This window comes from Pseudomonas sp. R4-15 (assembly GCF_055768815.1).
In genome coordinates, this window is record NZ_CM147293.1 from 4,497,734 (window position 1) to 4,518,984 (window position 21,251).

Below are 21,251 nucleotides of genomic sequence, written 5' to 3' on the forward strand. Positions count from 1 at the left end.
CTCGACGACGCCTCAGTCGAGGCCGTCGCCCTCGCGCTCGCGATACCCCAACAAGTAGAGGATGCCGTCCAGGCCCAGGGTGGAGATGGCCTGCTTGGCCGACTGGCGCACCAGTGGCTTGGCACGGAAGGCCACGCCCAGCCCGGCCAGGCCAAGCATCGGCAGGTCATTGGCACCGTCACCCACCGCGATGGTCTGTTCCAGGCGCAGGCCGTGCTGCTCCGCCAGTTGCGTGAGCAAGTCGGCCTTGCGCTGGGCGTCGACGATCGGCTCCACCGCAACGCCGGTCAGACGCCCCGCCTCGATCTGCAGTTCATTGGCGAACACGTGGTCGATGCCCAACTGACGCTGCAGGCGCTCGGCGAAGTAGCTGAAGCCACCGGAGAGAATCGCGGTCTTGTAGCCCAGGCGCTTGAGTTCACGGAACAGCGTCTCGGCGCCTTCGGTGAGACGCAGGTTGTCCGCGATGTCGTCGAGCACCTCGACCGAGAGCCCCTTGAGCAGCGCCAGGCGCTCCTTGAAGCTGGCGCGGAAGTCCAGCTCGCCGCGCATCGCCCGCTCGGTGATCGCCGCGACCTGCTCGCCGACGCCCGCGGCCTTCGCCAGTTCATCGATGACCTCCGCCTCGATCAGCGTCGAGTCCATGTCGAAGACCGCCAGGCGGCGGTTGCGGCGATACACCGTATCGCGCTGGAAGGCGATATCCACTTCCAGCTCCTGCGCCACGCTGAGGAAGTCGGCGCGCAACGCCGCCAGATCCTGCGGCTCGCCGCGAACCGAAAACTCGATGCAACCCTTGGCCTGCTCGCTCGGCTCCCGCAGCGAACGACGACCCGACAGACGGTCGATGTGATCGATGTTCAGTCCATAACGCGCGGTGATCGCGCTGACCCGGTGCAGTTGCTCGGCGGTGACGTTGCGCGTCAGCAGCGTCACGATGTGCCGCGCCTTGCCCTGACCGCTCACCCAATGCTCGTACTGCTCGGCCGAAACCGGGGTGAAACGCACCTGCTGGTCCAGCTCGTGAGCGGCGAACAGCAGCTCCTTGAGCACCGCGGCGCCGCGCTCTCCGGGGATTTCCACGAGGATGCCGAAGGACAGCGTGTCGTGAATCACCGCCTGACCGATATCGAGGATGTTCACCCCGCCCTGGGCCAGGATGCCGGTGACCGCGGCCGTGAGGCCGGGACGGTCTTCGCCGGTGATGTTGATCAGGACGATTTCGCGCAAGGTGCAGCTCCGCCGGAAGAATTGACCCGATATTCTAACCGCTGGCGAATGGCCGTGGCTTCCGGGTCGCTGGCGCTTTTCCGTATACTGCCGCGAATTCCCTGCCCAAGAGCCGCGCCCCGTGAACCGGCCCGCCCCCGTCAAGCCAGATAACTTCTTCGTTCTACTCTTCCGTGCCCTGAGCCAGAAACGCGTGCCGATCGCCTTGCGTATCGTCGCCCACAGCCTGCTGCTGGTCGCCCTGGCGCTGGTCATCTACGCCTGGGTCATGGGCATGCAGTTCCGCCAGGCGATGGCCGACCAGGCCGAAGCCGTCGGTCAGAGTCTGACCACGCAGACGGCCGCCTCGGCGACCGAACTGCTGGTAGCCAACGACATCCTCAGCCTCAACGTGCTGCTCGGCAACCTGGTGAAGAACCCGCTGGTGGCGCATGCCGCCATCTACAGCGTCGACAACCGCATCCTCGCCGAGGCCGGTTCGCGCCCCGGGCAGAACCTGCTGGGAGACTCCGAAGGGCTGTTCTCCACGCCGCTGACCTTCCAGGAGGTCATCGCCGGGCACCTGCGCATCGCGCTGGACATGCGTCAGTTCCATCAGCCGATGACCATCAGTCTGCAGAGCATGGGCATCCTTGCGCTGATCCTGCTGGCTCTGACGCTGACCCTTTCGCTGCGCCTGGGCAGGCATATTTCCACGCCGCTGTTGCAGTTGCGTGTCTGGCTGCGCGACCCGGACGATCCGGCGCCGGGCGCCGGCCGCCAGGACGAGATCGGCGACCTCGCCCGACAGATGCAGGCGCGCCTGGTGCCGCCCCGTGCCGAGGAAGAGCACGAGGACGACTACGAAGAAGACTACGAGGACGATTACCAGACCGAGGGCGCGGCAGAGGACTTCGAGGAAGCCGACGAAGAGCCCGCCTGGGAGGACGACTTCGACGACGAGCCGCGCCTCGGCAACGTGGCCGACGACGAGGAGGAGGACGCCTTCGATCGTCGCCCGGCGCTGGCTCGCCCGCCGAGCTCATTCGGAGCGCTGGATGACGAGGTTTCCGCGCCCCCCGTCGTGGAGACGACCCCCGAGCCCCTGCTGCCGCCGGTCGCCGCCGCGCCGGCCGTGCCGTCTGCCAGCGCCGTGCTGGCGGTGCGCCTGGGCGCCCAGGAGCAACTGCGACAACTGCCGCGTACGCGCTTGCAGGCGCTGCTGGAGCGCTATCGCAATTGCCTGGAGCAAGCGGCACGGCTCTATCGCGGCGAGCTGCACACCCTCGCCGACGGCAGCAGCCTGGTGCTGTTCCACACCCGCGACTGCGGCGACGAATACCTTGCCCATGGCCTGTGCTGCGGCGAGCTGCTGCGCGTGCTGGGGCATGAATTGCAGATCGAGGTGGTCGACAGTGGCATCACCCTGCAACTGCAGCTGGGTCTGACCCAGGGCGAGGCCCTGAGCGGCCTGGGCCAGGCCGAACTGCTGCTCAGCGAGGCGGCCCTGGCGGCACTGGCGCTGTCCCAGCACAGTCGCAACCTGCTGCTGGTACAACGCAGCATCGGCGACGACCCGCAACTGCGCCGCCGCGCGCGCATCCGCCCAATCGCCAGCCCGCCCGGCGCCGGCTGCGTCGAACGTCTGCTCGACCCGCACCCGGCGATGCTGGAGCGCCAGCTTGCGCGGATGCGCACCAGCCTGATGCAGTCCTAGAGCCTGTGGACGGGGCAGCGCTGCTGCCCCGCACTGAAAGGCAACGGTGGAAAATCGCGAGGCGAGTCTTCCACCCTACGCACAGATTGCGTTCACCACGCCGGAGCGGTGAACGACCTCAGAAGCGAAACACTTCCACGTCGGTGCGAATCGGCTCGGCCACCGGAATCGCCGGGGACGGCTCGGGCTGCTTGGCCGCTGGTGCCGGCTCGGCGGGCGCCGCCGGCTTGCGCGACGCCGCGGCGAGGCGCGCGACGGGCACCACGGCATCCCCCAGACGTTCGGCCAATTGCGTGAGCAACTCGCTCTGCGCCCGCACTTGGTCGGCCGTGCTGCCGTCATGCGGCGCTTGCAGGCTGACCACGCGGCTCTCGCGAATCACCCCGGCGCCATCCAGCAGACGCCACTGCGCATCGAGCACGGCGCTCTGCTGAGGCCCCGAATCGAAACGGGTGATCTTCAACTCGACTTGCACCTGAGCATCGAAGCCCTGCGCCGGCGCCAAGGCCACCCGCTCGCTACCCAGCCGCGCGGCCAGGCGGCGCAACAGCAGATCGTCAACGCTACTGTCCAGGCGGCTCGCCCAGCGCCCGTCACGGGCTGGCAGCAGGCTGCCGTCGGTCTGACGCTGCAACAAAACGTCCTGATGCAGGTAATCGGCCATTTCGACCGGGCCGAGCAGGACCTTGGGGCCAGAACCACGCGAAGAAGCCAGCGGCGCCCCGGCATCGAGCTGATACATCGGCAGCGGCTGGTGGGCGCAACCGCCCAGGGCCACCAGGCCCAGGAGCGTCAGCGCGGAAAATAGACGTACTACGGTCATGAAAACCACCGATAGGGCCGCTCGTGGCGGCGAGTAAACGGGACTGGGGCGTGGTGCGCCCCCTCCAGACTGTCCATGATCCGCCAAAGCGGCGGCAGACTCCAGCACCGTCCGCCCTTAGGTCCGGTTGACACGTCGCGCAAACCGCTGGAACTCAGGCGCTGGGCTCTACGCACAGCGCGTCGACGCGCTGGAAGCCGCGCGGCAGCTTGTTGCCACGGCGTCCACGCTCGCCCTTGTAGTGTTCCAGATCGCTGGCGCGCAGGGTGAGACTGCGCTTGCCGGCCTGCAACGACAGGCTGGCACCGGCCGGCAGCACCGCCAGGTCGATGAGGTATTCCTCGCGGCTGGCGACGCGCTCACCGGGGATGCCGATGATCTTGTTGCCCTTGCCCTTGGCCAGTTGCGGTAGGTCGCGCACCGGGAACAGCAACAGCCGCCCTTCGGTGGTGACCGCCGCCAGCCAATCGTCCTCCAGGCTACCCAGCGGCCGGGGAGCCACCACCCGTGCGCCGGCTGGCAGGCTGAGCAGGGTCTTGCCGGCCTTGTTCTTGGCCTGCAGATCCTCACCCTTGACCACGAAGCCGTAGCCAGCATCCGAGGCCAACACGTAGAGCGCGGAATCCTCGGGCAGCAGCACGCACTCGAAGGACGCCCCCGGCGGCGGCGTCAGACGGCCGGTCAACGGCTCGCCCTGCCCCCGCGCGGAAGGCAGCGAGTGAGCCGGCAGCGAGTAACTGCGCCCGGTGGAGTCGATGAACACGGCGAACTGGTTGGAGCGTCCGGGCGCGGCCGCCCGGTAGCCATCGCCCGCCTTGTAGGCCAACGCCCCGGCGTCGATGTCGTGGCCCTTGGCGCAGCGCACCCAACCTTTCTCGGAGAGCACCACGGTGACCGGCTCGGACGGCATCAGCTCGTTTTCCGAGAGGGCACGGGCCTCGGCGCGCTCGACGATCGGCGAACGGCGCTCGTCGCCATACTTCTCCGCGTCCTCGATGATTTCCTTGCGCACCAGCTTCTTCAGCTTGGCCTCGCTGCCGAGCAACGCGAGCAGTTTCTCGCGCTCCTTCGCCAGTTCGTCCTGCTCGCCACGGATTTTCATCTCCTCCAGCCGCGCCAATTGACGTAGACGGGTGTCGAGGATGTAGTCGGCCTGTAGCTCGCTGAGCTCGAAGCGCTCCATCAACACCGGCTTGGGATGGTCCTCGCTGCGAATGATGTGGATCACTTCGTCGAGGTTGAGGAACGCAACCAGCAAACCTTCCAACAGGTGCAGGCGGCGCTCCACCTTGTCCAGGCGGAACTGCAGGCGACGACGCACGGTGCCGACGCGGTACTGCAGCCACTCCACCAGCAGGGTGCGCAGGTCCTTGACCTGCGGTTTGCCGTCGAGGCCGATCACGTTGAGGTTGACCCGGTAGCTCGACTCCAGGTCGGTGGTGGCGAACAGGTGGGTCATCAACTCTTCGGCATCGACGCGGTTGGAGCGCGGCACGATGACGATGCGGCAGGGGTTCTCGTGGTCCGATTCGTCGCGCAGGTCGGCGACCATCGGCAACTTCTTGGCCTGCATCTGCGCGGCGATCTGCTCCAGCACCTTGGCGCCGGAGACCTGGTGCGGCAGCGCGGTGACCACCACGTCGCCGTCCTCCACCTGGTACACCGCGCGGGCGCGCACCGAGCCACGCCCGGTCTGGTAGAGCTTCAGCAGGTCCGCGCGCGGGGTGATGATCTCCGCCTCGGTCGGGTAGTCCGGCCCGGGCACGTGCTCTGTCAGTTGTTCGACCGTTGCACCCGGCTCGTCGAGCAGGCGCACGCAGGCGCTGGCGACCTCTCGCAGGTTGTGCGGCGGCACGTCGGTGGCCATGCCCACGGCGATGCCGGTGGTGCCGTTGAGCAGCAGGTTGGGCAGGCGCGCCGGCAGGGTCGCCGGCTCGTTCAGGGTGCCGTCGAAATTCGGCACCCAGTCCACGGTGCCCTGGCCGAGTTCGTCGAGCAGCAGCTCGGAGTAGCGCGACAGGCGTGCCTCGGTGTAGCGCATGGCGGCGAAGGACTTGGGATCGTCCGGCGCCCCCCAGTTGCCCTGGCCGTCGACCAGGGTGTAGCGGTAGCTGAACGGCTGCGCCATCAGCACCATGGCTTCGTAGCAGGCCGAATCGCCATGCGGATGGTATTTGCCGAGCACGTCGCCGACGGTACGCGCCGACTTCTTGTGCTTGGAGTCCGCGTCCAGGCCCAGTTCGCTCATGGCGTAGACGATGCGCCGCTGCACGGGCTTCAAGCCATCGCCGACATGCGGCAGCGCGCGGTCCATGATCACGTACATGGAATAGTTGAGGTAGGCCTGCTCGGTGAAGTCGGCCAGCGACCGGCGTTCGACGCCTTCCAGGCTCAGGTCGAGGGATTCGCTCATGCGTGCCTCATGGTTGAATGTATTGGCGCAGCACCAGGGTGCCGTCGCGCTGGGTGAATTCGAGTTGGCCGAGCGCGCTCATGCCCAGCAGCACCCGCGGGCTGTCGAAGCCCGGTGCCACCAATGCGCGGACATCGTGCAGTTCGATGTCGCCGATGCGCAGGCGCTGCACCTGGGTGCGGTAGCCATCGCTGCGGCCGTTGGCGGTGAGCAGCGGGATGCCCGCGCCACGCGGCAGGCCCAGGCGCTCGGCGAGGGCCTGGGGAATCGCCACGTCGGTGGCGCCGGTATCGAGCAGGAAGGTCACCGGCTCGCCGTTGATCGAGCCGCCGACGCTGTAGTGACCCTGTCCGTCGCCGGCCAGCGTCACCTCGATGTAGTTCTCCGAATGCACCGAGGTCGGCTGTGCGTTCGGGTTGTCGCGGCGCTCGATCCAGTCACCGAAGAAACGCGTGGCCAGGGCCAGGCCGGCGACCCACGCCAGCACCAGCATCACCCGGCCCAGGCGCCGGCCCGGTGGCTGCGCGCTCAACGGGCGAAGCTCCCAGGGAGACGCCGAGGGCTCGTCAAACCAGCACCTCGGCGAGGTTGCCTTTGCTCTCCAGCCACTGCTTGCGATCGCCGGAACGCTTTTTCGCCAGGAGCATGTCCATGATTTCGCGGGTCGCGTCGAAGTCGTCCAGCGTGAGCTGCACCAGTCGCCGGGTGTTCGGGTCCATGGTGGTCTCGCGCAACTGCGGCGGGTTCATCTCGCCCAGGCCCTTGAAGCGGGTGACCTGCGGCTTGCCGCGCTTCTTCTCGGCGGTCAGGCGTTCGAGGATGGCATCACGCTCGCCCTCGTCGAGGGCGTAGTGCACCTCCTTGCCGAGGTCGATGCGGTACAGCGGCGGCATCGCCACGTAGACGTGACCGGCTTCCACCAACGGGCGGAAGTGACGAACGAACAGCGCGCACAGCAGGGTGGCGATGTGCAGGCCGTCGGAGTCGGCATCGGCGAGGATGCAGATCTTGCCGTAACGCAGTTGCACCAGGTCCGTCGAACCGGGGTCGATGCCGATGGCCACAGCGATGTCGTGCACCTCCTGGCTACCGAGCACTTCGCCGCCGTCCACCTCCCAGGTATTCAGGATCTTCCCGCGCAGCGGCATGATCGCCTGGAATTCCTTGTCCCGCGCTTGCTTGGCGCTGCCACCTGCGGAGTCGCCCTCGACCAGGAAGAGCTCGGCGCGCGCCGGGTCTTGGCCGGCGCAGTCGGCCAGCTTGCCGGGCAGCGCCGGGCCCTGAGTGATCTTCTTGCGCTCGACCTTCTTGCCCGCCTTGAGCCGCCGTCCGGCGTTGCTGATGGCCAGTTCGGCGAGTTGCAGGCCTAGGTCGTGGTGCGCGTTGAGCCACAGACTGAAGGCATCCTTGACCACGCCGGATACGAAACCGGCCGCCTCGCGGGAGGACAGGCGCTCCTTGGTCTGCCCGGAGAACTGTGGCTCCTGCATCTTCATCGAGAGCACGAAGGCGATGCGCTCCCAGACGTCCTCGGGCGCCAACTTGACGCCGCGTGGCAGCAGGTTGCGGAATTCGCAGAACTCGCGCATCGCTTCCAGCAGCCCCTGGCGCAGGCCATTGACGTGGGTACCGCCCTGGGCGGTGGGAATCAGGTTGACGTAGCTCTCCTGCACGCCCTCACCGCCTTCGGGCAGCCACAGCAGCGCCCAGTCGACCGCCTCGCGCTCGCCAGCCAGGGCGCCGGTGAAAGGCGCCTCCGGCAGCCGTGGCAGCTCGGAAACGGCATCGGCCAGGTAGGAGCGCAGGCCGTCCTCGTAGTGCCACTCGAGCTTCTCGCCACTGGCGCGATCCTCGAACACCACCGACAACCCCGGACACAGCACCGCCTTGGCCTTGAGCACATGCTTCAGGCGGCTGACGGAGAACTTCGGCGAATCGAAGTACTGCGCATCGGGCCAGAAATGCACGCTGGTGCCGGTATTGCGCTTGCCGACGCTGCCGACCGCGGCCAGGTCGCTGGCCTTGTAGCCGTCGGCGAAGGTCATCAGGTACTCGCTGCCGTCGCGCTTCACCCGCACCTCGACACGGGTCGAGAGGGCGTTGACCACGGAGATCCCGACGCCGTGCAGGCCGCCGGAGAACTGGTAGTTCTTGTTGGAGAACTTACCGCCCGCGTGCAGCTTGGTGAGAATCAGCTCGACACCCGGGACGCCCTCTTCGGGGTGGATGTCCACCGGCATGCCGCGCCCGTCGTCGATCACCTCCAGCGAATTGTCCGCATGCAGGATCACCTGCACGCTGCTGGCGTGTCCGGCCAGCGCCTCATCGACGCTGTTGTCGATGACTTCCTGGGCCAGGTGGTTGGGCCGGGTGGTGTCGGTGTACATGCCCGGGCGCTTGCGCACCGGGTCGAGCCCGGAGAGGACTTCGATGGCGTCGGCGTTATAGGTGGCCATGGTTCTCTTCTATGAATCGGGAAAATCACTGCCCTGCCCGCCCGCGGTGACGAAGCCGGCGTGTGCCAGCAACTCCGGCAGGCGCTCGGCAAAGCCCTGGAAGGAATGGTCGCCGCCCTCCTCCACGCGCAGCTCGCAGCCGGCGTAATAAGCCAGGGCGGCGCGGTAGTCGAGGGTTTCGTCGGCGCTCTGCAGCCAAACGGTGAAGCGCTGAGGATCACGGGGCGGTGGCACCTCGAGGGCGGCCAGCGCGGCCACGTGGTCGAGGGTCAGCTCCCAGGTCTCGCCGCTATGGTAGTTGGTCTGCGTCCCCAGACGCCCGTCGAACAGCCGGTGTGGCGCTACCGCCGGATTGATCAGCAGGGCGCGCAGGCCGTGCCGCTCGGCGAGCCAGGTCGCATAGTAGCCGCCCAGCGAACTGCCGACCAGCAAAGGCCGGCCCAGCTCGGCCAGCGCGGCCTCCAACTGCGCCATCGCCTGCAGGGGATGGTGGTGCAACGCCGGCACGCGCAGGCGCTCGGCGAGCCCGGCACGCTCCATAGCCGCCATCAGCTGCATGGCCTTGCTGGAGCGCGGCGAACTGTTGAAACCATGGATATAGAGAATGGCGGGTGTCATGGAGGCAAGAGGCTACAAGTTGCGTGCCATCTCTCGCAAGCGCACTCAGTAACCGGTCGCGTCGGGGTCGGGAACGAAGGCGTCGTCGGCGAGCCGTGAAACCGCGCTGTCCACACGGCCATCGGCATACAGGCGCAGCCAGCGATAACCGGGCCCGCGGGCTTCGATGGCGAAATCCTCGCTGCGCGGGGTGAACTGCACGCAGGTGGACGGCGTGGCGAGCACGCGCAGACGGCCGACCTGCTGGTCCACCGCCTGGTGTACATGGCCATGCAGCAGCACCCGCGCCTGAGGTCGCTCGGCGAGCAGCGCCAGCAAGGCGGTGCCATCACGCAGGCCGATGCCATCCATCCAGCGACTGCCCACCGGCGCTGGCTGGTGGTGCAGGCAGATCAGGTGATGCTGCTGGGGTGCCTCGTCCAGACGCGCAGCCAGCCACTCCAGGCGCTGCGTACCGAGATGACCGAATACCGCACCCGGCACCTGGCAGTCGAGCAGCAACAGGCGCCACGCGCCCATATCGACGACCTCGCGCAGACAGCCCGCGGCCGCGCCGACTTCGCCCATCGCAGCCGCGTCGTCGTGGTTACCGGGAATCCAGCAAGCGGGGGCGGCAAGCGGCGCACAGGCCTGGAGAAAAGCGCGATAGGACGCGACAGAGCCATCCTGGGAGAGGTCGCCGGTGGCCAGCAGCAGGTCGATGCGGGGTTGCTCACGGCGCGCCAGCTCGACCACCGCGCGCAGACTCTCCGCCGTGGGGATGCCCAGCAGGCGTGCGGCGGGATCGGCGTACAGGTGGCTGTCGGTCAGTTGCAGCAGTTGGATGGCAGCGTCGGAAGGCATGGGCTCGGCCGGCAGAAGGCGGAGCCCATTATGCGAAGCCACCGCTGGCGGAGCAAACTCGCCAGGCGGAACGACGTCACAGAAATCCCGACTCAGATCAGCGGTTCGAGCTCATGCCCGCAGGCGATGCAATGGGCCAGCCATTCGCCGAGGAACAGGTTGAGCTGGTGCTTCTCGTCCGGCTGATGCATGTCACGGTTGGGATAGGGGTAGATACCACGGAAGCGCCGGGCCTGGTCGGCGCCGACCACCTCGGCCATGCGCGCATCGTGATACACGCGCACTTCCAGGCGCGGCTGCGGCAGCCAGGATGCGCTGTGCTCCTGGCTGATGTGCAGGGTGCTGGTATACGGGCAGCTTTCCACCACTTCCAGTGCCAACACGCCGAGCAGGCGCTCGCCCTGGCTCATCGCCACGCGGCGCGCGTCGCTGCACTGGCGCATGCGCGGCAGCAGGCGCATCAGGCGCAGGTAGTTGGCTTCGCAGGTCGCCTGCAACTGTGGCAGGTCGATGCGGTAGCGTTCGCGGGCTGGACTCAACGCCAGGCCTCCCTTACTTCGTCGCGGTGCAGCGCCAGCCATTGCAGGGCAATCAGGCAGGCGGCGTTGTTCACATGACCGTCCGTGAGGGTGCGCATGGCTTCGTCGAACGACAGCACGTGCACGCGGATATCTTCTCCCTCCTCTGCAAGACCATGGATACCACCGGCGCCCCGGCTATCGCAACGCCCCAGGTACAAATGCACCAGTTCATCGCTGCCACCAGGCGACGGGAAGTAGCGGGCGATGGGCCACAGCCCGTCGATACGCAACCCGGCCTCCTCCTCCGCCTCGCGATGCGCGACCTCTTCGGGGCTCTCGGCCTTGTCGATCAGCCCGGCGACCATTTCCAGTAACCAGGGGCTGTCGCCCTTGCCGATGGCACCGACGCGGAATTGCTCGATCAGCACCAGCGCGTCTTCCTGCGGATCGTAGGGCAGTACGCAGACGGCATCGTGGCGTACGAACAGCTCGCGACTGAGCACCGGGCCCATGCCGCCTGAGAACTGCCGGTGGCGCAGATGCAGGCGGTCGACCTTGTAGAAACCGCTGAAGCAGTTCTCGCGCTCGACGATCTCATAGTCTCCGGGGGCCGGCTGGTGGGTTCTGCTCATGTAGGTTGCCCTTCCTGATTGCTGATGGTCTTGCAGACTAGCGGGCCGACGCGCTCTACGCAGCCTCTTGCGGCAACCGTTCGGCTGCCGATAATGACGATAGAACTCGACGACGTCCGATGAATCGAAGTCGCATCCTGCACCGACTGCGAAGGTCCCGATGAATTTCCCGCTACAGACCCTGCTGCTGATTTCCTGCCTCGGCCTGACCGCCTGCCAGAGCCTCACCGGACCGGCACCCGCCGAGTACCGCCGCCACGCCTGGGAAGACCACGCCGGCAACTGCCATGGCGACAAATGCCCGCTGGTGAACATCGACACCCTGGAGTTTGCCGAAGAACCCACGCTCAACGCACTGGTCGAGCAGCGCCTGCTGCAGATGACCGTCGCCGGCGAGCAGAGCACACCGGCTGCGAACCTGCAGGACTATGAGCGCAGCTTCCTCGGCAGCGCCGAGCCGGGCTGGAGCAGTTGGCTGCAGGCCAAGGTGCTCGACCAGCATCGCGGGCTGATCCTGCTGGAGCTCTCCAGTTATCTCTACACCGGGGGCGCCCACGGCATGCCGGGACGCCAGTTGCTGCAGTACGATCGCGAGGCGCAACGCGAGTTGCAACTGCAGGACCTGCTGCTACCGGGCAAGGAGGACGCCTTCTGGCACCTGGCCGAAGCCGCGCACCAGCGCTGGCTGGAGGAGAATAAGCTCGACCAGGACCCGCAGTTCGTGGAGTTCTGGCCCTTCCAGAAGACCACCCAGGTCGGACTCGGCACGGACGGCGCGATGCTGGTCTACGACGTCTACGCGATCGGCCCTTATTCGGTCGGCCATCCGCGCCTGAACATCCCCTACGCGGAGCTCGAAGGGGTGTTCAAACCGCAATACCTACGCTGAATGCCAAGCGCCGGGCTCGCCCGGCGCTTCTCGGCACGCTCACCGGCAAGGGGTCAGTTGCCGATCTTGCCGCCGTGGGCCTGCTGGTCGGCGTGGTAGGACGAACGCACCAGCGGACCGGACGCGACGTTCTTGAAGCCCATCTCGGCGCCCTTCTCGGCGAACCAGGCGAAGGTATCCGGGTGTACGAAACGCTGCACCGGCAGGTGATTGCGCGACGGCTGCAGGTACTGACCGAGGGTGAGCATGTCGATCTCGTGCTCACGCATGCGCTGCATGACCTCGATGACTTCCTCGTCGGTTTCGCCCAGGCCGAGCATCAGGCCGGACTTGGTCGGCACGTGGGGCACGCGCTTCTTGAAGTTTTCCAGCAGGTCCAGCGACCACTCGAAATCCGACCCCGGGCGCGAGGAGCGGTACAACCGCGGCACCGTTTCCAGGTTGTGGTTGAAGATGTCCGGCGGCTCGGCGGCGGTGATGTCCAGCGCCACGTCCATGCGCCCGCGGTAATCCGGCACCAGCGTCTCCAGTTGCACGCCTGGGGACAGCGCGCGGATTTCCCGCAGGCAGTCGGCGAAATGCTGGGCACCGCCGTCGCGCAGGTCGTCGCGGTCCACGGAGGTGATCACCACGTACTTCAGGCGCAGGTCGGCGATGGCGATGGCCAGGTTCTTCGGCTCGTCCACGTCCAGCGGCTTGGGTCGGCCATGGCCGACGTCGCAGAACGGGCAGCGGCGGGTACAGATGTCGCCCATGATCATGAAGGTCGCGGTACCGCCGGAGAAGCACTCGCCCAGGTTCGGGCAGGAGGCTTCCTCGCAGACGCTGTGCAGCTTGTGCTTGCGCAGCAACTGCTTGATGCGCTCGACCTCGGGGGTCACGGGAATGCGTACACGGATCCAGTCCGGCTTGCGCGGCAGTTCCTCGGTGGGAATGATCTTCACCGGGATGCGCGCGACCTTCTCGGCGCCACGCAGCTTGACGCCGGCTTCCACCTTGGCCGGCTTGCCCGGGGTTTCCACTGTACTCATAGGGTTTCGATCCCGCCCGTGAGGGCTGTGTATTGGGGGTAATCCAGTCGTGAGACGAGCCGCGCGAGCAGGCGGGCACTCACTTCGTCGAAATCCATCGGCCCGGCCAGGTCGCGCAGTTGGGTCATGGGCAAGCCGGCGTAGCCGCAGGGGTTGATGCGCCCGAAAGGCTCCAGGTCCATGTCGACGTTCAACGCCAGCCCATGGAAGGAGCGACCATTGCGGATGCGCAGGCCCAGCGAAGCGATCTTCATGCCGTCCACGTAGACGCCCGGGGCTTCGGCCTTGGCATAGGCCTGTACGTCATATTCGCCGAGCAGGTCCACCAGCCCCTGCTCCATGGCGCTGACCAGATCGCGCACGCCCAGGTGCGAGCGACGCACGTCCAGCAGCAAGTAGGCAACCAGTTGACCGGGGCCATGGTAGGTCACCTGGCCGCCGCGGTCGACCTGAACCACCGGAATGTCACCGGGAAACAGCAGGTGCTCGGCCTTGCCGGCCTGGCCCTGGGTAAACACCGGATGATGCTGCAGCAGCCAGATTTCGTCCGCGGTGGTCGCATCGCGCCCGTTGGTGAATGCCTGCATGGCGTGCCACGTGGGCAGGTATTCGACCAAGCCGAGCTGGCGCACGCCAAGTGGCGGGCGTTCCACCTCAAAGCACCATATGGACGCGGCCGGTGGCGCGCAGGTCCACGTGGATGGCCTGCAACTGCTCGACGCCGGTCGCGGTAATCAACACCTGCACGGACAAAAAGCGTCCGTTGCGGCTATCGCGGCTGACCAGCGTCGACGCATCCAGGTCGGGCGCGTGGCGCTGCAGCACTTCGAGCACCAGTTCGGCGAAACCGTCACCGGCCTCGCCGATCACCTTGATCGGATAACGTTCGCAGGGAAATTCGATTTTCGGAGCTGTGGGTTCTGTCATGGCTCTGGCCGACTCGAGGCCGGCGACGGCAAAACGCCGGGCGAAACGAGTCGCCCGGCGTGGGGGTCAGTTGAATAAACCGTAGAAGAATAGTCGGATACTATCCCAGATACGGCGGAACAGGCCACCCTCTTCCACCGGCTGCAGGGCCACCAGGTCGGCGCTATGCACCACCTTGTCGCCCAGCTTGACCTCGACCTTGCCGATCACCTGCCCCTGGGCGATGGGTGCCATAAGCTGCGGCTCGACCACCATGCTCGCCTGCAACTGGTTCATCTGGCCACGCGGCAGGGTCAGTGTCAGGTCGTTGGCCAAGCCGGCGGACACTTCGCGCGCATCGCCCTTCCAGACCGGCGCCTTGGTCAGCTCGGCGCCCTTCTGGTAGAAGGTGCGGCTTTCGAAAAAGCGGAAACCATAGGTCAGCAGCTTCTGCGTCTCGGCGGCGCGGGCCTGCTCGCTGTCGGTGCCGAAAACCACGGCGATCAGACGCTGACCGTCACGCACCGCGGAGGCCACCAGGCAGTAGCCGGCGGCATCGGTGTGGCCGGTCTTGAGGCCGTCGACGGTCTTGTCGCGCCACAGCAGCAGGTTGCGGTTGGGCTGCTTGATGTTGTTCCAGAGGAATTCCTTCTGGGAGTAGATCGCGTAGTGGCCGGCATCTTCGTGGACGATGGCATTGGCCAGGATCGCCATGTCATGCGCCGACGAGTAATGGTCGTCATGGGGCAGACCGGTGGCGTTCATGAAGTGGCTGTTGACCATGCCCAGCTTCTGCGCCTGGGTATTCATCATGTCGGCGAAGGCATCTTCGCTGCCGGCGATGTGCTCGGCGAGCGCCACGCTGGCGTCGTTGCCGGACTGGATGATGATGCCGTGCAGCAGGTCGCTGACCGAGACCTGGCTACCGACCTTGATGAACATCCGCGAGCCACCCGTGCGCCAGGCGTGCTCGCTGACGGTGACCATGTCGCTTTCCTTGATCTGCCCGCGGTTGATCTCCAGCGTGGCGATGTAGGCGGTCATCAGTTTGGTCAGGCTGGCCGGCGGCAGGCGTTCGTCGCCATCATTCTCGACCAGGACCTGACCGCTGGCGGCGTCCATCAGCACGTAGGATTTGGCCGCCAGTTGCGGCGGCGCCGGCAGGGCCTGTTGCGCCCAGGCCGTCGGTGCGGCAACCAGCAGGGCTGACAGGAAAAGGCGTTGCGCAAAGCTGATGATATTCATCCGTCTCTCTGGTATCGCTAAGGGTGAATGCGGCGAACTCGCCGCCGCAGGGTAGCCGGAGACACTCCGGCGGGCACTGCACTAATCGCTAATCGTTGCGCACGAGGCGCGGCTGACCGAGGTTGGCGAGCTTGACGCTGTCCTGCAGTTGGCGAACCTCATCCTGCGTGCCGATCGGCCCCAGGCGCACGCGATGCAGTACTTGCTGGTTGTGCACCACCGAGCTGACGAACACCGGTGCGCTCACCGTCGTGCTCAACTTCTCGCGCAACAGCTCGGCAGCGTCCGGGTTGGCGAACGCTCCCACCTGGAGATACAGCCCAGAGGCTGGTGCAGTAGCGTTTTTTTTTGCGTCGACCTGCAGCGGCAGCATCGCTGCGGCGTGCTGTTCGGGCGGCGGATCGTAGCGTTCGATCGGCTGGCTGGCGAGCGGCAGCGGAGGCTGCGCGGCACTCTGCGCCTGGGCCATGAGCGTGGGTACTGGCTTGCCCTGGGCGGCCCACCACTGCTGCGGATCGATGCCTTCGACCTTGACCCGCGCCGTGCCGCTCTCGGCATAGCCGAGCTTCTTCGCCGCGGCGAAGGAGAGGTCGATGATGCGGTCGGAATAGAACGGACCACGGTCATTGACCCGCAGGATCACGCTGCGGCCGTTGTCCAGGTTGGTGACGCGCACGTAGCTGGGCAGCGGCAGGGTCTTGTGTGCCGCACTCATGCCGTACAGGTCGTAAGTCTCGCCGTTGGCGGTGTGCTGGCCATGGAATTTGGTGCCATACCAGGATGCGGTGCCCACCGCCTGATAGCTGCGGGCGTCCTGCATCGGGTAGTAGGTCTTGCCCAGCACCGTGTAGGGATTGGCCTTGACCGTGCCATAGAACGGCATCGGCACCGCATCGGGGATTTTCGACACGTCCACGTCCCACCAGGGCGCGCCGTCGCGGTGCGGGCGGTTGTAGTCAGCCGGACCGGAGGTCGCCAGCGACGGCGACGAGACCTGTGGCCGCGACGACGAACAACTGGCCAATGCGACCACCAGGGCCCCCAGGCCAAACAGGCGTAAAGAAGAATTCATCGCTCACCTCGGGCTTGTTCGAGCGACTGCGCGAGCTGCTCGACCGCCATGGCATACATCACGCTGCGATTGTAGCGGGTGATGACGTAGAAGTTGGGAAGGCCGATCCAGTACTCCGGCCCCTTGGCACCGTCCAAGCGGAAGGCGCCCACGGATAATTCGTCGGTCAGCGGCTGCGCCGGGCTCCAGCCGAACTCGCGCAACTGCTGCACGCTCAGGCTCGTCTGCAGGCCAGGGCTGAGGGCTTGTTCGAACCGCTCACCGGACACCTGTGCGGGCACGGCCACCGCCTGGCCCCGCTGCCAGCCGTGTTCCTTGAAATAATTGGCGACGCTGCCGATGGCATCAGTCGGGTTGCCCCAGATGTCGATATGGCCGTCGCCGTCGAAGTCCACCGCGTAGGCCCGGAAGCTACCGGGCATGAACTGCGGCAAGCCCATGGCACCGGCGTAGGAGCCCTTGAGCGACAGCGGATCGACCTGCTCCTCGCGCGACAGCAGAAGGAATTCCCGCAACTGCCCGCAGAAGAAATCGGCACGCGGCGGGTAATCGAAACACAGCGTGGAGAGCGCATCGAGCACCCGGTAGCTGCCGGTGTTGCGTCCGTAGAAGGTCTCCACGCCGATGATCGCGACGATGTAGCGAGCCGGCACCCCGTATTCCGCCTCGGCACGCGTCAGGGCGGCCTCGTTCTGGCGCCAGAAGTCCACGCCGCGGGAGATGCGCGAATCGGTGATGAAGATCGGGCGGTACTCGCTCCAGGGCCGCACGCGTTCCGCAGGCCGGGAGATGGCATCGAGGATGCCCTGCTTGCGCTGCACTTCGTCGAACAACTGGTGTAGCTGTTCGTCGGCGAAACCGTACTCACGGGTCAGCGAGCCGATGAAGGTCTCGACCTCGGCATTATCGCGGTAATCCGCAGCGTGCGCGCACGGCGTTGCGAGCAGGCTGGCCAGGGTGAAGCCCAAGGCCGTTTGTCTGTTGTTCCCCATCAAACCTGCGCGATCCATTTGCGGTGCGTGTGTATCGACATCAAGACCCCGAACCCTGACAACAAGGTCACCAGGGAAGTTCCGCCATAGCTGATGAAGGGCAAGGGCACCCCCACCACGGGCAACAGCCCGCTGACCATGCCGATGTTGACGAATACGTAGACGAAGAAGGTCATCGTCAGGCTGCCGGCAAGCAACTTGCCGAACAGCGTCTGCGCCTGGGCGGTGATTACCAACCCGCGACCGATGAGCATCAGATAGATCAGCAGCAGTATGCAGACACCGACCAGACCGAACTCTTCGCCGAGTACGGCAATGATAAAGTCCGTGTGGCTTTCCGGCAAAAAGTCGAGGTGCGACTGGGTTCCCAGTAGCCAGCCCTTACCGAAGATGCCGCCGGAACCGATCGCCGCCTTCGACTGGATGATGTTCCAGCCGGTCCCCAGCGGATCGCTCTCTGGATCGAGGAAGGTCAGCACCCGCTGCTTCTGGTAGTCGTGCATGAAGAAGGTCCACATGCCGACCGCCACCGGCACCACCGCGGCCACCGCGCCAATGATCCAGCGCCAGGGCAACCCGCCGATGAACAGCACGAAGGCGCCGGATGCGAGGATCAGCAGCGAGGTGCCCAGGTCCGGCTGGCGCACGATCAGCACGAAGGGAATACCGATCAGCAACAGGCTGATCACCAGATGCTTGAGCCGCGGCGGCAGGTTGTGCCGCGCCAGATACCAGGCGATGGTCGCCGGCATGATGATCTTCATGAACTCCGCCGGCTGGAAGCGGATCACCCCAGGGATGTTGATCCAGCGCGTGGCGCCCATGGCGTTGTGGCCCATGATATCGACCACCACCAGCAGACTCACCCCCAGCACGTAGGCCAGCGGCACCCAGCGCGCCAGGAAGCGCGGCTCGAGTTGGGCGATGACCACCATCGCGACCAGGCCGATACCGAACGAGGTAGCCTGCTTGATCAGCAGGTCCCAGTCGCGCCCGCTCGCGGAATAGAGAACGAACAGGCTGCCGGCCGCGAGTACCAGCAACAGCAGCAGCAGGGTGCCATCGAGGTGAACGCGCTGCAGCAGGCTGGAGCGCCGACGCAGGACGTCCTCGTCGGACAGGGTGCGGTCGAAGCTGCTCATGGATGCTCCTCCTCGGCGGCCGGCGAGGCGTACTGGGGCTTCAGGTTGCCCTGATCATCGAGCAGCCAGGCATCGATCACCTGCTTGGCCACCGGCGCCGCGACACCGGAGCCTGATTCGCCATTCTCCACCATCACCGCGACGACGATCTCGGGATCCTCCGCCGGTGCGAAGGCCACGAACAGGGCGTGGTCACGGTGCCGCTCGTCGAGCTTGGCGCTGTCGTAGCGCTCGCCCTGGCGAATCGCCACGACCTGCGCGGTACCGCTCTTGCCGGCCATGCGGTACTTGGTGGTCGCACCGACCCGATGCGCGGTGCCGCGCGGGTTGTGCATCACCTGTTCCATGCCTTCGCGAGCGTAGTCCCAGAAATGCGGATCGCGCAGCTTGATGTCCTCCGGCGGATCGGGATCGACCACCGCCTCGCCCTCGATGGTCTTGGCCAGATGCGGGCGAATCCAGTGGCCACGGGTGGCGATCAGCGCGGTCGCCTGCGCCAGTTGCAGCGGCGTGGCCTGCATGTAGCCCTGGCCGATGCCGAGGATCAGCGTTTCCCCGGGGTACCAGGGCTGGCGAAAGCGCGCGCGCTTCCAGTCCCGCGACGGCATCAACCCACTGGCTTCCTCGAAAAGGTCGAGGGATACGCGCTGACCGATCCCGAAACGGCTCAGGTAATCGTGCAGGCGATCGATGCCCATCCTGTGTGCGACATCGTAGAAATACGTGTCGTTGGAACGCATCAGCGCGGTCACCAGGTCCACCCAACCGTCGCCGGTGCGGTTCCAGTTGCGGTACTTGTGCTCGAAATTCGGCAGTTGGTAGAAACCCGGATCGAAGACCCGCGACGAGGGTGTGATTACCCCCGCGTCGAGTCCTGCCACCGCCACCGCCGGCTTGATCGTCGAACCCGGCGGGTAGAGTCCGCGCAGCACCCGGTTGAACAGCGGTCGGTCGATCGAGTCGCGCAGTTCGCCGTAGTCCTTGAAGCTGATACCGGTGACGAACAGGTTGGGGTCGAAGCTCGGCTGGCTGACCATCGCCAGCAGCTCGCCAGTCTTCGGCTGCAGTGCCACCACGGCGCCCCGGCGTCCGCCCAGCGCCGCCTCGGCGGCGGCCTGCAGTTTGGAGTCGAGGGTCAGCACCAGGTCCTTACCGGGCTTCGGGTCGGTGCGATTGAGCACGCGCAGCACGCGGCCACGGGCGTTGGTCTCGACTTCCTCGTAACCCACATGACCATGCAGCGCGTCTTCGTAGAAGCGCTCCACGCCGGTCTTGCCGATATGGTGGGTGCCGCTGTAGTTCACCGGATCGACGCGCTTGAGCTCCTGCTCGTTGATGCGTCCGACATAGCCGACCGAATGGGCGAAATGCTCGCCCAGTGGATAGTGCCGCACCAGTTGCGCGGCCACCTCCACACCCGGCAGGCGGAACTGGTTCACCGCCAGCCGGGCGATCTGCTCTTCGCTCAATTCGAAGAGAATCGGCACCGGCTCGAACGGCCGCCGCCCCTGCTTCATGCGCCGCTCGAAGAGCGTGCGGTCTTCCTCCGGCAGCGCCAGCACCTGAACGATGGTGTCAAGCACCTTTTCCCAGTCGCCGGCGCGCTCGCGAGTCACCGTCAGGCTGAAGCTGGGACGGTTGTCGGCGAGGATCACCCCGTTGCGGTCGAAGATCAGCCCGCGGGTCGGCGGGATCGGCTGCACGTGGATGCGATTGTTCTCGGCCAGCGTCGAGTGATAGTCGTACTGGATCACCTGCAGGTAGTACAGCCGCGCCACCAGCACCAGGATCGCCACCACCACCACCACGGCACCGGCGAGCACCCGCCGGCGTACCAGGCGAGCGTCTTTTTCGTGGTCCTTGAGGCGGATCTGCTGCGGCATGACGGCGAACTACTTGTGGTAGGGATGGCCGGACAGCAGCGTCCAGGCCCGATACAGCTGCTCGCCGACGAGGATGCGCACCAACGGGTGCGGCAACGTCAGCGGCGACAGCGACCAGCGCTGCTCGCTGCGCGCGCAGACCTCCGGCGCCAGCCCCTCGGGACCGCCGACCATCAGGTTCACCGTGCGTGCATCGAGGCGCCAGCGCTCGACCTGCTCGGCGAGCTGCTCGGTGCTCCAGGGGCGCCCGCCGACCTCCAGGGTGACGACCTTTTCCCCCGGCTGCACCTTGCCCAGCATCGCCTCGCCTTCCTGGCGGATCAACCGCGCCACGTCGGCATTCTTGCCGCGCGTGGAGAGCGGGATTTCGACCAGCTCGACCGGCAGCTCGGCAGGCATGCGCCGCACGTACTCCTGCCAGCCATCCTCGACCCAGCGCGGCATCTTCGAGCCGACGGCGATCAGACGAATGCGCACGAGCGGGGCTTACTCGCCGTCGGCTTCGGCTTCACCGGCGTGCTGCGCACGACTCTGCTCGGCGCCCTGCCAGAGGCGCTCCAGGTCGTAGAACTGGCGGGTAGCGGTCTGCATCACGTGGACCACCGCGTCGCCCAGGTCGAGCAGCGCCCACTCGCCACCGTCCAGGCCTTCGCTGCCCAGCGGGCGGGCGCCCTGCGCCTTGACCTTTTCCAGGACGTTCTCGGCGAGCGACTTGACGTGGCGTCCGGAGGTACCGCTGGCGATGACCATGAAGTCGGTGACGCTGGTCTTGCCGCGTACATCGATGACGGTGATGTCCTTACCCTTGAGATCTTCCAGGGCGTCGACCGCCAGCTGGACCAGTTGTTCGTTCTGCATG

21 protein-coding genes are annotated in these 21,251 nt (G+C 66.3%); 2 read left to right on the forward strand and 19 right to left on the reverse strand.

Annotation, left to right across the window (positions count from 1 at the left end):
- Positions 1–12: 12 nt before the first annotated feature.
- A complete protein-coding gene (gene serB, locus ACYRGX_RS21685) occupies positions 13–1,230 on the reverse strand; it encodes a phosphoserine phosphatase SerB (RefSeq protein ID WP_473054486.1) in 1,218 nt (405 codons plus the stop codon).
- 121 nt (positions 1,231–1,351) lie between these two features.
- Between serB and ACYRGX_RS21690 the strand changes: the two genes are divergently transcribed.
- Entirely contained in the window at positions 1,352–2,926 is a 1,575-nt protein-coding gene (locus tag ACYRGX_RS21690; RefSeq protein WP_473054487.1) for a histidine kinase, read from the forward strand.
- Between the two features lie 118 nt (positions 2,927–3,044).
- Here ACYRGX_RS21690 and ACYRGX_RS21695 read toward each other — a convergent pair whose 3' ends face one another.
- The 8 genes from ACYRGX_RS21695 to ACYRGX_RS21730 form a co-directional block, all read right to left on the reverse strand.
- On the reverse strand, positions 3,045–3,749 hold the full coding sequence (locus tag ACYRGX_RS21695; RefSeq protein WP_473054488.1) for a PqiC family protein: 705 nt from the start codon (positions 3,747–3,749) through the stop codon (positions 3,045–3,047).
- Between the two features lie 154 nt (positions 3,750–3,903).
- A complete protein-coding gene (gene parC, locus ACYRGX_RS21700; protein WP_473054489.1) occupies positions 3,904–6,162 on the reverse strand; it encodes a DNA topoisomerase IV subunit A in 2,259 nt (752 codons plus the stop codon).
- Positions 6,163–6,169: 7 nt separating this feature from the next.
- Positions 6,170–6,694 (reverse strand): retropepsin-like aspartic protease family protein, encoded by a 525-nt coding sequence (locus ACYRGX_RS21705; RefSeq protein ID WP_473054490.1) that lies wholly within the window; start codon positions 6,692–6,694, stop codon positions 6,170–6,172.
- 34 nt (positions 6,695–6,728) lie between these two features.
- Positions 6,729–8,618 carry a DNA topoisomerase IV subunit B gene (gene parE, locus ACYRGX_RS21710; protein ID WP_473054491.1) on the reverse strand — a complete coding sequence of 630 codons (1,890 nt, stop codon included), beginning with the start codon at positions 8,616–8,618 and terminating at the stop codon, positions 6,729–6,731.
- A 9-nt stretch (positions 8,619–8,627) separates the two neighbouring features.
- Positions 8,628–9,236, reverse strand: coding sequence for a YqiA/YcfP family alpha/beta fold hydrolase (locus tag ACYRGX_RS21715; protein WP_473054492.1), 609 nt, complete (start codon positions 9,234–9,236; stop codon positions 8,628–8,630).
- 45 nt (positions 9,237–9,281) lie between these two features.
- A complete protein-coding gene (gene cpdA / locus ACYRGX_RS21720; protein ID WP_473056752.1) occupies positions 9,282–10,094 on the reverse strand; it encodes a 3',5'-cyclic-AMP phosphodiesterase in 813 nt (270 codons plus the stop codon).
- Between the two features lie 77 nt (positions 10,095–10,171).
- Entirely contained in the window at positions 10,172–10,618 is a 447-nt protein-coding gene (locus tag ACYRGX_RS21725; RefSeq protein ID WP_473054493.1) for a DUF1249 domain-containing protein, read from the reverse strand.
- Complete coding sequence (locus tag ACYRGX_RS21730; protein ID WP_473054494.1) at positions 10,615–11,232, reverse strand: NUDIX domain-containing protein; 618 nt, start codon at positions 11,230–11,232, stop codon at positions 10,615–10,617. Before ACYRGX_RS21730 ends, ACYRGX_RS21725 begins: the two co-directional genes overlap by 4 nt.
- Before the next feature lie 160 nt (positions 11,233–11,392).
- Here ACYRGX_RS21730 and ACYRGX_RS21735 point away from each other — a divergent pair, with 160 nt between their 5' ends.
- Positions 11,393–12,121, forward strand: coding sequence for an RsiV family protein (locus ACYRGX_RS21735; RefSeq protein WP_473054495.1), 729 nt, complete (start codon positions 11,393–11,395; stop codon positions 12,119–12,121).
- 53 nt (positions 12,122–12,174) lie between these two features.
- On the opposite strand, the gene lipA is transcribed toward ACYRGX_RS21735, so the two are convergent.
- From lipA to rsfS, 10 genes are all read right to left on the reverse strand, one after another.
- Entirely contained in the window at positions 12,175–13,152 is a 978-nt protein-coding gene (gene lipA / locus ACYRGX_RS21740) for a lipoyl synthase (RefSeq protein ID WP_473054496.1), read from the reverse strand.
- Positions 13,149–13,805 carry a lipoyl(octanoyl) transferase LipB gene (gene lipB, locus ACYRGX_RS21745; protein WP_473054497.1) on the reverse strand — a complete coding sequence of 219 codons (657 nt, stop codon included), beginning with the start codon at positions 13,803–13,805 and terminating at the stop codon, positions 13,149–13,151. The genes lipA and lipB overlap by 4 nt, the downstream gene beginning before the upstream one ends.
- Before the next feature lies 1 nt (position 13,806).
- Positions 13,807–14,079, reverse strand: coding sequence for a DUF493 domain-containing protein (locus tag ACYRGX_RS21750; RefSeq protein WP_473054498.1), 273 nt, complete (start codon positions 14,077–14,079; stop codon positions 13,807–13,809).
- 66 nt (positions 14,080–14,145) lie between these two features.
- Entirely contained in the window at positions 14,146–15,303 is a 1,158-nt protein-coding gene (locus ACYRGX_RS21755; RefSeq protein WP_473054499.1) for a D-alanyl-D-alanine carboxypeptidase family protein, read from the reverse strand.
- Between the two features lie 88 nt (positions 15,304–15,391).
- Positions 15,392–16,375 carry a septal ring lytic transglycosylase RlpA family protein gene (locus ACYRGX_RS21760; protein ID WP_473054500.1) on the reverse strand — a complete coding sequence of 328 codons (984 nt, stop codon included), beginning with the start codon at positions 16,373–16,375 and terminating at the stop codon, positions 15,392–15,394.
- On the reverse strand, positions 16,372–17,367 hold the full coding sequence (gene mltB / locus ACYRGX_RS21765) for a lytic murein transglycosylase B (protein WP_473054501.1): 996 nt from the start codon (positions 17,365–17,367) through the stop codon (positions 16,372–16,374). Before mltB ends, ACYRGX_RS21760 begins: the two co-directional genes overlap by 4 nt.
- Positions 17,367–18,470: a rod shape-determining protein RodA gene (gene rodA / locus ACYRGX_RS21770; RefSeq protein WP_473056753.1), complete on the reverse strand. Its 1,104-nt coding sequence runs from the start codon at positions 18,468–18,470 to the stop codon at positions 17,367–17,369. The genes mltB and rodA overlap by 1 nt, the downstream gene beginning before the upstream one ends.
- A 35-nt stretch (positions 18,471–18,505) precedes the next feature.
- Positions 18,506–20,392: a penicillin-binding protein 2 gene (mrdA, locus tag ACYRGX_RS21775; protein ID WP_473054502.1), complete on the reverse strand. Its 1,887-nt coding sequence runs from the start codon at positions 20,390–20,392 to the stop codon at positions 18,506–18,508.
- Positions 20,393–20,401: 9 nt separating this feature from the next.
- The gene (rlmH, locus tag ACYRGX_RS21780; RefSeq protein WP_473054503.1) at positions 20,402–20,869 is read right to left on the reverse strand and encodes a 23S rRNA (pseudouridine(1915)-N(3))-methyltransferase RlmH; all 468 of its coding nucleotides are present in this window, start codon (positions 20,867–20,869) and stop codon (positions 20,402–20,404) included.
- A 9-nt stretch (positions 20,870–20,878) separates the two neighbouring features.
- Complete coding sequence (gene rsfS / locus ACYRGX_RS21785; RefSeq protein WP_473054504.1) at positions 20,879–21,250, reverse strand: ribosome silencing factor; 372 nt, start codon at positions 21,248–21,250, stop codon at positions 20,879–20,881.
- Position 21,251: the final 1 nt, after the last annotated feature.